Annotated in this window: 11 protein-coding genes; 6 read left to right on the forward strand and 5 right to left on the reverse strand. The window is 53.9% G+C overall.

The genetic code is table 11. The features are described 5' to 3' along the window. The first annotated feature begins 68 nt into the window (after positions 1-68). From CDH47_RS01550 to CDH47_RS01565, 4 genes are read left to right on the forward strand one after another with little or no spacing between them, the layout of a single operon-like run. Positions 69-1340 carry a hypothetical protein gene (locus CDH47_RS01550; protein ID WP_100638068.1) on the forward strand — a complete coding sequence of 424 codons (1272 nt, stop codon included), beginning with the start codon at positions 69-71 and terminating at the stop codon, positions 1338-1340. A 60-nt stretch (positions 1341-1400) separates the two neighbouring features. Next, the gene (locus tag CDH47_RS01555; protein ID WP_100638069.1) at positions 1401-1793 is read left to right on the forward strand and encodes a hypothetical protein; all 393 of its coding nucleotides are present in this window, start codon (positions 1401-1403) and stop codon (positions 1791-1793) included. Between the two features lie 13 nt (positions 1794-1806). Next, complete coding sequence (locus tag CDH47_RS01560; protein WP_100638070.1) at positions 1807-2508, forward strand: C39 family peptidase; 702 nt, start codon at positions 1807-1809, stop codon at positions 2506-2508. Positions 2509-2513: 5 nt separating this feature from the next. Next, positions 2514-3011 (forward strand): hypothetical protein, encoded by a 498-nt coding sequence (locus tag CDH47_RS01565; protein WP_100638071.1) that lies wholly within the window; start codon positions 2514-2516, stop codon positions 3009-3011. A 43-nt stretch (positions 3012-3054) separates the two neighbouring features. On the opposite strand, the gene CDH47_RS01570 is transcribed toward CDH47_RS01565, so the two are convergent. Both CDH47_RS01570 and CDH47_RS01575 read right to left on the reverse strand, forming a co-directional pair. Continuing rightward, positions 3055-4116 carry a transporter gene (locus CDH47_RS01570; protein ID WP_100638072.1) on the reverse strand — a complete coding sequence of 354 codons (1062 nt, stop codon included), beginning with the start codon at positions 4114-4116 and terminating at the stop codon, positions 3055-3057. Beyond that, positions 4113-5504, reverse strand: a complete 1392-nt coding sequence (locus CDH47_RS01575) for a sigma 54-interacting transcriptional regulator (RefSeq protein WP_100638073.1) — start codon at positions 5502-5504, stop codon at positions 4113-4115. The genes CDH47_RS01570 and CDH47_RS01575 overlap by 4 nt, the downstream gene beginning before the upstream one ends. A 342-nt stretch (positions 5505-5846) precedes the next feature. Here CDH47_RS01575 and CDH47_RS01580 point away from each other — a divergent pair, with 342 nt between their 5' ends. Together CDH47_RS01580 and senA are read left to right on the forward strand one after the other, a co-directional pair. Further along, entirely contained in the window at positions 5847-7706 is a 1860-nt protein-coding gene (locus CDH47_RS01580; protein WP_100638074.1) for an SLC13 family permease, read from the forward strand. 34 nt (positions 7707-7740) lie between these two features. After that, positions 7741-9111 (forward strand): selenoneine synthase SenA, encoded by a 1371-nt coding sequence (gene senA / locus CDH47_RS01585; RefSeq protein ID WP_239985543.1) that lies wholly within the window; start codon positions 7741-7743, stop codon positions 9109-9111. A gap of 2 nt (positions 9112-9113) precedes the next feature. On the opposite strand, the gene CDH47_RS01590 is transcribed toward senA, so the two are convergent. The 3 genes from CDH47_RS01590 to purD form a co-directional block, all read right to left on the reverse strand. Continuing rightward, entirely contained in the window at positions 9114-10694 is a 1581-nt protein-coding gene (locus tag CDH47_RS01590; RefSeq protein ID WP_100638075.1) for a cation:proton antiporter family protein, read from the reverse strand. 108 nt (positions 10695-10802) lie between these two features. Beyond that, a complete protein-coding gene (locus tag CDH47_RS01595) occupies positions 10803-11750 on the reverse strand; it encodes an alpha/beta fold hydrolase (RefSeq protein WP_100638076.1) in 948 nt (315 codons plus the stop codon). A gap of 109 nt (positions 11751-11859) precedes the next feature. Further along, positions 11860-13152, reverse strand: coding sequence for a phosphoribosylamine--glycine ligase (purD, locus tag CDH47_RS01600; RefSeq protein WP_100638077.1), 1293 nt, complete (start codon positions 13150-13152; stop codon positions 11860-11862). Position 13153 lies beyond the last annotated feature (1 nt).

The following is a 13153-nucleotide window of genomic DNA, read 5'->3' on the forward strand; positions in this document are numbered from 1 at the left end:
CTTACCCGGAGGCTAGCGGGTTGGGTCGGATTCCTTAAAAAGCCAATAACTTAGAAGGAAACGTCATCATGAATACTCGAAAAGGATTGCTAGCAGCCGCTATCGCTATGAGTTTGGGTGTGACCGGCTTTGCTTATGCTCAGCAGGGCGGAGATGGGGATCCGAATACCAATGCGGATAACACCTCGGCCGCCAATAATGACAATTCCGGAAATACTGATTCGGGGAATGACAACTCGAACTATACGGATACTTCGGACAATTCAGACAACTCCGATAATTCCGATGCCTCCGATAACAGCGCCAACGCCACCGATTCGTTCAAAATAGCGGACAGTGGGAATGATAATTCCGACAACTCCGATGCTTCGGATAACTCGGATAACTCGGATAACTCCGACAACTCAGATAACAGTGCCAACGCCACCGATTCGTTCAAAATAGCGGACAGTGGGAATGATAATTCCGACAACTCCGATGCTTCGGATAACTCGGATAACTCAGACAACAGCGCCAACGCCACCGATTCGTTCAAAATAGCGGACAGTGGCAATGACAACTCCGACAACTCCGATGCTTCTGATAACTCGGATAACTCGGATAACTCCGACAACTCAGATAACAGCGCCAATGTGAGTGACTCGTTCAAAGTTGCTGACAGTGGCAATACCAATGCTTCGGACAACTCGGATAACTCCGATGCTTCCGACAATTCCGACAACTCCGATAACTCCGATAGCTCGGACAACAGCACCAATGTCAACGATTCGTTCAAGATTGCTGACACTGGAAACAACATGTCGGACAACTCCGATAACAGCGATAACTCGGATAACTCCGACAATTCCGATAACAGCGACAACTCGGACAACTCAGACAACAGCACCAATGTGAACGATGCATTCAAGATCGCCGACAGCGGCAATCCGGATAACTCAGATAACTCTGATAACTCGGATAATTCTGATAACTCGGATAATTCCGATAATTCCGATAACAGCACCAACGACTCATATAACGATGAGTCGGATCACAGCATTGCTGGTTCCTACAACGATTCGTCGGATAGCAGCACTCAAACGCTCAACCTGTCAGTGGATGCATTCCTCAATAGCGCGGATCTCAATGGTACCGTCAGCGGCGTAGCCGTCACTTATGGTGATGCGCTTGGCGACGGGTCCTATACCAGCATGAGCAACAGCAACGCCATTGACGGCGGTTCTGCGAACTTCACCGGTGTGGGTGCATTTGCCCAGAACGTCGGTACAGGTAGCGTTACCCAGGCTAACGTCAGTGTCATGTCTAACCTGACCACAGGCAGCGGTGGTGGTTCCCAGTAACTAGGCAATAGGTGCAGGCTGCCAGTTCCTGGCAGCCTGCTTAAGCCCTGGAGGCATGGGATGGACAACAACCTTTACCAAGTCAAACGTGGCTTTATTGCTGGCTGCTGCACTTATATGGTGGGTTTGGCGTTGTTGGCGAGCGCAGCGGTCGCGCAGGGTGAGACTGCCAATACTGACGAAGCCTGGTTGCAGCAGTCTGCGCTGACGGCGCAACAGCTGAACGAGGCAAGCGGTCGTCAGGGGGTTTCACTGCAGTGGCAAATGAACAATAGCGACCAGAACGCCAATGTCAGCGATAACCTGCTGTCAGGACAGGTAATAACAGGTGATAACCTGGTCAGTGGAGGTGCTTTCCAGAATATGAATGGCGTAGCCACAGTTATCCAGAATTCGGGTAATCAGGTGGTTATTCAGGACACAACCCAGATCAACGTACTTATCAACCGATAACGGGAGACGGGCTATGGCCGGTGGTGCAGGCATTACCGCGATATTAGCGACTATGCTGCTGGTTATCAGCCCTGTGGCTGATGCTGGTCGCGTGATGATCCCGGGTTTTACTGGCGGCCTTGAGGTGGCTGTCGAAAGTTTTCAGGCGCGTAAATACAGTTCGGTGTTTCGCCAGCAGTACGACTTTAGCTGTGGCTCTGCCGCAATCGCATCCTTGCTGACCTTTCACTATCAGTTTGAGGTGTCCGAAGAAGAAGTCTTCAGCGGCATGTTCGCCTTGGCAGATCCGGAGAAAGTGCGGCGTGAAGGTTTTTCTATGCTGGACATGAAGCACTATCTGGAGAGTGAAGGTTATCAGGCCGATGGCTTCCGTCTGCCTTTGGCAGGATTACGCAAAGAGGTTCGGCTGCCGGTGATTGCCTTGGTCACTCTGGATGGTTACCGACATTTTGTCCTGATCAAGGGTATCTCTGCCGACGAAGTGTTGGTTGGAGATCCTGCGCGAGGAATGAAAGTGTATCCACGGTCGAAGTTCGAACAATATTGGGATGGCACGGCGTTTGTTATACGCAGCCACCTGAGGCAAGGGCGTAAAGCGTTTATTACGGATGGGGCCTGGCCACCATCAATTGCAACCGCGCCGTTGAATCACCTCCAGGACGCACCGCCATTGGCGCATACATTGCCCCATTGGCCGACGATGACAGAGTGGTGAGCCCTATGGCGATCTGCCTATATTTGGCTGTCAAATCAATCAGGTTGGCGCTGGCGTTGAGTTTCGCTCTGTCAGCTGGCGTTGCCTATGCAGCAGACTGGAGCACGGCGGCGCTGACCGATGCGGAGTTGGCGCAAAGACGCGGCGGATTTTTTCTTGACCGGTTTGAAATTGCTATTGGCCTGGAGCAGAGAGTGTCAGTGAACGGCGACCTGCAGGTGATTAATAGCTGGCGCATACCCGATATCGGTGATGTAAACAGCTATGCTCACGCTCTTGAAAATATGCCGGTACTGGGGGATGTCAGTCGTGCTGGTGAGGGTACACTTATAACCAGCGGGGTGCTCAGCAGTGGTAGCTGGATGACGTTAATCCAGAATAATGTTGACGGCGCGGTTATCCAGAATATGCAGCAACTGAACATTGAATTGAACAACCTGGGCCAGACCGGGCGCCTGCCCCAAAATATTCATGACTCTCTGCTGTCGCTGCCGGTTCGTTGAGGGCAGTTCCAGGCAAACAGCCGCACCTTGATCTTGATGGATGCTAAAGGTTGAACGGCAGCTTCAGGGTAATTTCGCTGTTGGGTGCACTTTCAGTTACTCCAATGCTAACAGATACGTTCAGCGTAGTGCTGTTCGTTAGCCGGTGGGCCAAACCAAAAGACAGTGAACCCACGTGGATGCGATCAAATGTAGCGTCAAACTGATTGTTGCCGTGCTCAAACGATGTCTCTCCGATTACCGAGTGGTCGTACCCCAGGCTGAAAGAAGTGCGCGGGTTGAAGGCGAAGCCCATTCCGAAACCGAAACGAATGACGTCTCCCGGATCAACAGTACCGCCGTTGGCAAATCCCTGCTCTTCTTTGAGAGTGAACACATAGCTTAAATTGCCAAACAGAACCGCAGGATCGGACGGGTAAATAAACGAAAAACCGGGTTCGAATGACCAGAATCCCGAGCCGGTCGGGCGTTCTTTCAGAGTAACGCCAATGGGGGTGCCATCGTCGGCAAACAGCGTTGTTTGCTCTACGTCGTAGGGGCTTTTACCGGTAGGGCCTTTCACTCGAAACAAGCCGATAATATAGGGCCAGCCCTCTACCCCGTCGTTAAGCTGATAGCGGGTAGATAGCTCAACATCGCCCAGACCGTCGCCAGAAGACTCCCGCAAATTATCCACTGGCGAGCCAGAAAAAACGTCCCGCTCACGAATGTTTTCGCTGATACTCAGATAGGGCACACGTACAGCGGCTTCCCAGCGGCTGGTGAAGCCGTATTTCAGCGAAATGGCGCCCACAAATGTATCCCGCTGCACCTCGGATATGTTGATCAGACCTATCACCAACGCGGGAATGACGGTATAACCTTCAATCGCCACCAGAGTGGAGGTGCTGTGAGCGTAGGACAACGATGGCTCAATGGTGAAACGGCCGGGCCGGGTCACAATACCCCGGTCAGCCGTAATTGAGGCAATGTCTGAGGCGTGTTCGCTCTCTTGTTCAGTTTGGTCTGGATCATTGTAGACAGCATCCTGCTCCGGTTTCGCCATGGCAGTTGCAGGAATCAGGGTCAGGCTGATGGTGAATAGCAGAGGGCTATGATTTCTCATGGTAAATCTTCCTTCTGGTCCGGGTTTTGTCGAGGGGCACGGCTCAGCGGGTTCGAGTTGTGCTTTTCCAGGAGTCGGTAAAGGGATGCTCGCGATATTTTCAGGAGTCGTGCGGCCTCAGACATGTTGTAGTCCGCAAGTTGGAGGCTGCACTGCAGCGCCTGCCGGTCGGCATTATCACGAAACTCTTTGAGGCTCAGGTTTGTGTGTGCCTCAGCGCCTGACCCGGGCAGGCCGAGCCCAAGATCAAAAGCCTCGATAACAGGCTGGTCGCTTAGCAGCCACCCCTGGCGCAGACGGTTCTGCAACTCCTGGAGGTTGCCTGGCCAAGAGTGGTTAAGCAGGCTCAGGTTCGCACCTTTGCTTAACTGCTTTGGCTCAGAACCGTGAGCGGATGCTTCCAGCAAACCGCGGGCCAGAATCAATATGTCCTCTCGCCGATCTTTTAAGGGAGGGAGCCTTATTTCAAGACTGCCGAGCCGGAAGTACACATCGCTTCGAAAACGCCCGAGTGCAACCAAGTCAGGTAAGGATTCGCTTGTAGTAGCAATAATGCGGCAGTCAACCGGTATCTGGGCGCAGCCCCCCACACGTTCAACCGAGCCCTCCTGAAGAAAACGCAGGATTGCAGACTGTTGCTCGAGTTGTAGTTCGTTAATGCCAGAAAATACCAGGGTGCCTCCATTTGCCTGTTCAAGGCGCCCCTGGCGTGAACTGAGAGCACTGGTGAAAGCACCTTTTTCATAGCCGAACAGCTCGCTCTGGGTGAGAGTGGCGGGCAGGGCTGCGCAGTTAATTGTCACCAGCGGGCCTGCCGCACGAGTGGAGTGTGAATGCAGGTAGCGGGCAGCGGCCTCCTTTCCTGTGCTGCTTTCACCGGAAATCAGCACAGGCTCCAGGGTTGTCGCAAAACGACGGAGCAGGCTGCGCACATTCTGAATAGCTTGAGAGTCTCCCTGCAGCGCAAGATTCTGATAATCATCATGGGCCAGCCTGCTGGCAGGCTCCAGAATCTCCGCCATACCCCACAGGTGACCGAGCACCGAGTTGATGCGCTTATAGTCCACAGGCAATGTATGGAAATCGGAGCAGTAACGAACAATGAGACGTGCAGCACGGGTTCCGCTGACAGGTACCTCTGGGGCAATGGCAACCCAGTATTCCAGGCCCAGCATTTCAAGCCAGCTTCCCGGCCAAGGCATGTTTTCTTCTGGCTGGCTTGGGAATTCCAGCACGCCAACTTTTGCCCCGTCCGGGGCACAGGCGAAAAGGGGGACCGGTTCGTCAAGATTGAAATCGATCAGATTCCAGTTTGCTTCCAGTTCCTTTCGCAGGCAGGTGTTACTGTGTGCCGCTGACAACCAAACAAGCGGTCGCTTTTCCACCATGGCAAACCTCCACGGGAGTGATGCCTCGGAAATGGGACTGCCAGTCGTTCAGGATTATGCTAAATAACCGGTACTGCGCAGAATCCGGTCACTGTCCTGTGTGACCCCCTATGACTGTTTCCATCAGCCATGATTTTCATTTTTACAGGCAGGTTATGTACCAAACGGAATTTACGGTTGGTTATACAGTCGCTTGCGAATCGTGTGCAGCATGTGTTTTGTGAAACTGTAAGAAAGACTGACAGGTTCGGGGTGTTTGTGTTCGCCCGAGAGCCTGTGCCGGGGCTACTTTGCTCCGGCTTTGTTATATTCTGGTACTTGGCCAGTAACAGGAGATAGCCCTTGAGTATCGAGCAGGGCATTGTGTTTGCAGTGCTCGGAATCACGCTAGCCATGTTTGTGTGGAACCGCGTGCGCTTTGATGTAGTGGCCATGCTTGCCTTGCTTGCGGTCGCCATTACCGGACTGGTTCCAACAGAGGAGTTGTTTGCTGGCTTTGGTCATCCGGCCGTGATCACCGTAGCGGCCGTGCTCGTGATCAGTCAGGGGCTGGTGAATGGTGGCGTGGTGGATAACTTCGCGCGCCTGCTTGGAAAGATTGGCCATCGCCCGACCCTTCAGGTGCTTACCCTCACCGGCGTGGTGGCGCTTTGCTCTGGTTTTATCAACAACGTTGGTGCGCTCGCGTTACTGATGCCAGTTGCCATCTGGATGTCACGGGAAGCGGGGCGCTCACCTTCGCTGCTGCTGATGCCATTGGCCTTTGGATCACTTCTGGGCGGCACTATGACCCTCATAGGTACGCCACCCAATATCATTATTGCCTCCTATCGAGAAGGCGGAACCTTCGGGTTGTTTGATTTTGCTCCGGTTGGCGTGGCGGTTACACTTGCCGGCATTGCCTTTATTACGCTGATTGGTTGGCGGCTCACGCCCCGTCGCGAGGAACGCTCAGCTAACAGCAAACTGTTCAGCGTCGGGGAGTACGTTACAGAGTTGCGCATCCCTGAGGACTCTTCCCATGCTGGGTCAACTTTGCACAGTTTGATCACCGGGGCCGGAGAAGAGCCGGATATTGTCGTTCTTGCCCTGATTCGAGGTGACAAGCGCCAGGCAGTACCGTCTACCTACAAAATAATGCGAGAGGGCGATGTTTTGCTGGTTGAGGCTGATACCGAAAGCCTGCAAACATTTCTTGATAAGACAGGGCTCGAACTTGCACATCAGGCTATCGACGAAAAGGAAACAGAAAACGATAGTGAAAAGACAGCTGACGGGTCTTCGAGCGGCATCGTTAGCGAAGACAGCTTGGAAGATGATAATAAAAGCACGGTACGTATAGCTAAAGGTGAGTTTCATTTAGTGGAAGCGGTTATAGCACCCGAATCTTCCCTGGTTGGGCAAACCGCCAATCGATTGCAGTTACGGGAGCGTTACCGGATTAATATTGTGGCGGTGGCCCGTTTGGGCGTTCGCTTAAAACGGCGCTTGGGCGATATACGCTTTAATGCAGGCGATATCTTGCTGGTGCAGGGCTTTGAGGATTCCTTGGGTGGCACCCTGGCAGAGCTAGGTTGTTTGCCGCTTGCAGAGCGAGGCTTGCGGCTCGGCTCTCCACGCAATACGGCGATGGCCTTCGGCATTTTTCTGGCCAGCATTGTTGCTATTGTTTCAGGCCTGCTTTCGGCGCCCGTTGCGCTGGTGGCCGGAGCGGTTGCGATGGTGTTGGTAAAACTCTTGTCCGCGGCCGAAGCCTACAAATCGATTGACTGGTCTGTGGTTGTGTTATTGGCGGCCATGATACCTGTTGGCCAGGCTATGGAAACAACGGGAGGAGCCGGATTGATCGCCACACAAATGCTCGTGTTGGGCGAGAATCTTTCGGTTGCTTCTATATTGGCCATGATACTTGTGGCCACAACGCTGTTGTCCAACGTAGTAAATAACGCAGCAGCGGCCATTGTGGTTGCGCCCATAGCACTGAGCCTGGCCAGTGAGCTGCAAGTGTCTGCCGATGCAGTGTTGATGGCAGTAGCCGTGGGCGCGTCCTGTGCGTTCCTGACACCTATAGGCCACCAGTCCAACGCACTGGTCATGGAGCCGGGCGGCTACGAGTTTGGCGATTACTGGCGGTTGGGTTTGCCCCTGACACTTGTGGTTACGGTCGTTGCAGTGCCAGTCATCATGCTGGTCTGGACCTGACAGTGTGAACATGAATCAAGTTTGAGGAACCACGATGGAAGCTGAGCAGATGCACAAGGCGGAATTGCTGGCGGCGCTTGCGAGCACACGCAAACGAACGCGAGAGCTCATAACGTCATTGGCTGAACACCAGCTTGAAGTGCCTTACCACCCGGGGGTCAACCCACCGCTTTGGGAAATGGGCCACGCTGCTTTCTTCTATGAAGTGTTCGTGTTTAATCTCTTGGACGGCGATGCCAGCTTTGATCCGTCCATGGACGACTTGTGGGATTCCTTCCACATTGATCACCAGGATCGCTGGCGCCGGGATCTGTTTCCAGGCCTGAAAAAAACACTCGCTTATTTCGATCACGTTTACGACAAAATGGCGCAGCGCATTGAGTGCGAACCGCTGACAGACTGCGAACTCTACCTGTATCGCTATGCGATCTTTCACCAGAATATGCACATAGAGTCACTGGTGTGGTGCCGCCAGACGGTTGGATACGAGCCACCGCCGGGAGCCGATTTTGGGCGCCCGGCGCCGGGTGAGAAGCAGCCCGGTTCACTGCCAACGGATACCATTGTTCCCGCCGGCGATTGGCTGATTGGTATGCCGGGGGACTCGGACCAGTATGCCGCCGGGGATTTTGCTTTCGATGCTGAAAAACCCCGATATGCTGTGAATCTCAGTGAATTTTCGATTTCCAGATATCTGGTCAGCAACCGGGAGTTTATGGCGTTTGTGGAAGACAGCGGCTATGAGAAACCGGATCTTTGGTCGTTTGGGGGGCAGAAATGGTTGCGAACGGAAACCGACGTGGCACTGGCTCAGTGTTTGGCTGAGCCCATACGGCAAGCTCCAAAGCACCCGTTATACTGGCGCCATTATGAAGGCCAGTGGCAAGAGCGGTTATTTGATCAATGGCAGATACTGAACCCGGATGCGCCGGTAACCCATATCAGCTATTGGGAGGCGGAAGCATACTGCTGTTGGGCAGGGCGGCGCCTGCCAACAGAGCAGGAGTGGGAAGTGGCGGCGCTTGGCAACCGCAAAGGTGAGGCATTCCGTAGATTCCCTTGGGGTAACGAGCAGCCGACGGCCAAGCATGCCGATATGAACGCCAGCGGCATGGCACAAAACCCCGTAATCGACTATCCGGAAGGCGCCAGTCCCTTCGGTTGCCGCCAGATGATAGGCACCGTGTGGGAGTGGACCAGCAGCCAGTTTCTCCCTTATGACGGCTTTCGCACAGACATGTATCCGTTCATGTCCACGCTTCAGTTCGGCGATCACAAGGTTAGTCGTGGGGGCAGCTGTGCCACATCATCCAGTTTGATTCGTGGCACTTACCGCCAGGCGTACCTGCCCCAGAGAAACGACGTATTCACTGGCTTCCGGACATGCGCTGTGGCCGGAAGCTGAGCTTAGCTTGCCTTTTCTGATGCCAGTTTGGGAGCGCCCGGGCATTTTTCCAGAAGGTGGCTGGCCAGAGCGACACCGGTTTCGCTCATGGTCAGGTAAGCTTCATCAGCGCCAGCTTCGCGGATGATCTTGGCCTCATCTTCAAACATGCTGTGCGCAACTATGTAGCCAGTAAAGCCGTATTTTCGTAACTTTTTCGCTGCGATGAGCTTTGCCTCAATGTCGCTCATAGCTAGGATGACTGCATCCAGGGATGGCTTGTGGAGTGCTTCCCAAAAGGTTTTGTCTTCAGCGTCCGCATAGACCACGTTGCGTCCCTGCTTCTGGTGTCGCATAACTTTTGCAAGATCGGAATCCAACCCCATTAGCCTGGCCTCAGTAGTTTGTAGCCAGTCATAGGCAGCCGTGCCGGTTCGCCCCATGCCCATAACAAGAACGCGGGTATCGCCCAAGGAGACAGGTAGCTCGTCAGGGTGACGCTGTTTGCTCTCAAAGGGCACAAGCCTATGGCTCAACCAGTCATACAGCGGGTGGGCGAGCCGGTTCAGGGGTGCAGAAATCAGGAAGGACAGGGCAACCGTGATGGCCAGGGGCACCAGCCACTCGGGTAGGGCAATACTAGCGACGATTAGCCCGAATTCACTGTAGTTTGTAAGTGCCAGCGCGGTTAAAAAACCACTGCGGGCGCGCAGGCGGAACAACAGCATCAGGAAGAAGAACAGAATGCCTTTTAGAGGCAGCACCAGAGCGGCCACCACAGCAAAAACAATGGCATTGGTATCAGGCAGGCCGCCTATACCAATTTGCAGAAAGAAACCGACCAGAAAGATCTCTTTCACACTCCACAGTGATTTTGCCAACTCCTGGCTACGGGGGTGATTTGCCAGAATGGCACCAAACACCAAGGCACCCAACTCGGAGCTGAGGCCGACGGCTTCAAAGCCCAGCCCCCCAAGCACCAGCGCCAGCAGCATGCCTAAAAGAACCAGAAGTTCGTCGTGGCCACTGACATCCAGCAGTTTGTATAGCAGTGGCCTCAGCAGCGGCAAACCGAAAACAATCAAAGCCCATTCTGAAGGCGCTTTCCCTGCCGCCAGGCTCATTACAAGTAGCGCAATCAAGTCCTGCATGATCAGGATGCCAATGGCCACCCTGCCATGAAATGCTCGAAGTTCACGCTTGTTATCGAGTACCTTGGCCGCCAGCACAGTAGAGGAGAAGGACAGTGCAACGGCCAGCATGAACGCCACGTACCAACTTATGTCCATAAGCAGGTAGAGACCTGGTGTAAACACAAAGCAGGTGATGGAAAAGTGCAGCAGACTGCCGCCAATCACTTCTGGGCTGATAACAGACCTGAGCTTTAGTTTGAGCCCTATCGTAAACAGCATCAGTAGCACGCCCAGATGGGCTATGTGGGCAAGTACGGCCGTAGGCTCAGCGGAAATACTGGTATACGGGCTGGCGGAAAGGCCGCTCAGTACAAAGCCTGCAGCCAAATAACCAACTAGTGGCGGCAAACCTACACCTTTTATCAGAAGGCCGAGACCGAATGCAAAAGAAATCCAGATAGCTTCAGGCATGAGAGGTTCTTTAAGAGGACAGGGAAAACAAATCAGCTTTACAGGTAAGGCTACCTTGTTTTCCCTGGTCGTTGAAGACTACAACGGCATAACTTGTTGCTTGAGGCCTCAGTTGGCCTTTGAGATAAGAGGTTTGGCAAACTCCAGGAACAGTTGTGCAGACTCTTCTGGAGTCTCGATCATCGGTGCATGGCCGATCCCGTCCAGGATAACCAACTGCGAGCCTGGAATGGTCTCCTGAAAAACTGGCCCATTGCGGTAGTCAAGGATGCGGTCTTCTTTGCCCCAGACGATAAGCAACGGGTCTTCAATGTCCTTGATGGTGGATCGAAATAACGGCTCGAAATCCGGGTCTGCGATAGCATCAAAGATGACTTTGTTTACCGCTTGGTTGGCGATGGCTTTTTCTTCCAGCACGCCCAGAATCGGCCAGGGCACGAAGGGCCTTTTCTCCAGGGCGAAATCCATCAGTCGCTCAAAATCTCCCGGTTGGCTCGGAATGAGTGGGTTGTCGCCCGCGAGCACCAGGCCGACCATATCGTTTTCATACTCCAGAATACCGGCGGGATTGAACAGTACGGCACTTTTGATTTGATCCGGGTAGGTTGCTGCATAGAGGGCTGTGATACCGCCGCCCATAGAGTTGCCCATCATGTGCATTTCTTTGATGCCTAAAGCCTCAAGAATGCGGGAAAGGTGGCCGACCTGATCTGCCAGGCTGTACCCCAAATCCAGCGGCTTGCTGCTCTCGCCGTGCCCCGGAAGGTCGACCGCGTAAACATTAAAGTCATCGGTGAGTTCCCGTGCAAGACGGGTCCAGTTGTCTTTGTTGGCGCCGAATCCATGCACCAGAACTATGGTGTCGCCGTCATTGGCATCGGAGTTTTTCAGGTAAGCAATGGTTAGGTCGCCCACCTGGATGCTGGAGGTTTCAAGGCCAGCACTGGAGCGTTCAAATTTAATGGCTGTTTCATAAATGCTATGGCGAGAGCAAGCACTTGCTAACAGCATAGTTACAATCAAGAGCACAACAGTAAAGGGGGATTTGTGCAGCATTTTTGGCGGTTCCTGGCTATTTGATTTGTAAATCGGCGGGGCGAATGCCGTTAGATTACGCCATAAAAAAAGCCCGGTCATTGGCCGGGCTTCTTCTTGCAGAGCGTCGTTACGATTTTTCCCGGGCAATGGCTCGGTAGGCAATGTCTTTACGATAAAACACGCCATTCCAGCGAATCTTGTCCGCTAGTGCGTATGCCTTCTTCTGGGCTTCGGTAACACTATTGCCCAGAGCCGTTGCACAAAGTACCCTGCCACCATTAGTGACGACCTCAGCGCCATCTTGCCCCAGGCTGGTTCCAGCATGGAATGCCTTCTCACCTTCGGTTTCGGTTTCTGGCAAGCCGGAAATAACGTCGCCCTTGTTATAGTCACCAGGGTAGCCGCCTGCAGCCAGCACTATGCCGACAGCTGCGCGCTCATCCCAATCCGAGCTGCACTCATCCAGTTTGCCGTCGATAGCGGCCTGGCACAGGGCAACAATGTCCGATTTCATGCGTAACAGGATCGGCTGGGTTTCCGGGTCACCAAAGCGGCAGTTGAATTCGATCACTTTAGGCGCGCCGGTGGCGTCTATCATCAGACCAGCGTACAGGAAACCTTTGTATGGCAAACCTTCTGCAGCCATGCCACGCACAGTTGGGTAGATAACCTCATCCATAATGCGCTTGTGCACTTCAGGGGTTACCACAGGCGCAGGAGAGTATGCACCCATGCCGCCAGTGTTCGGGCCGGTGTCGCCGTCGCCTACGCGCTTATGATCCTGTGAGGTGGCCATGGGCAGAATGTTTTCCCCGTCGACCATCACAATGAAGCTTGCCTCTTCGCCGTCAAGAAACTCCTCAACCACGACACGGCTGCCTGCCTCGCCAAATGCGTTGCCTGCCAGCATGTCACGGATGGCGTTTTCGGCCTCTTCAAGGGTCATTGCTACGATAACGCCTTTGCCTGCAGCAAGGCCGTCGGCCTTGACCACAATCGGGGCACCCTGTTTGCGAACGTAAGCGAGGGCTTCGTCTACGTTGGTAAAATTGCCGTAGCCTGCGGTGGGGATTTTCTGGCGAGCCAGGAAATCCTTGGTGAAGGCTTTCGAGCCTTCGAGCTGAGCTGCGTCGGCGCTGGGGCCGAATACGCGTAGACCGCGCTCTTCAAAAAGATCCACAATACCGGCCACCAAGGGGGCTTCGGGGCCAACGATGGTCAGGCCAACGCTGTTCTCGGACGCAAATTTAGCCAGGCCTTCAATATCCAGCACATCTATGTTGACGTTTTCAACACCCGGCTCGTGGGCGGTGCCCGCATTGCCTGGAGCTACAAAAACCGTATCCGCATCCGGAGACTGGGCTGCCTTCCAGGCCAGAGCGTGTTCGCGCCCGCCGCTGCCGATTACCAGAATATTCATA

Origin of the sequence: Marinobacter salexigens (assembly GCF_002806945.1) — a bacterium.
GTDB lineage: Bacteria > Pseudomonadota > Gammaproteobacteria > Pseudomonadales > Oleiphilaceae > Marinobacter > Marinobacter salexigens.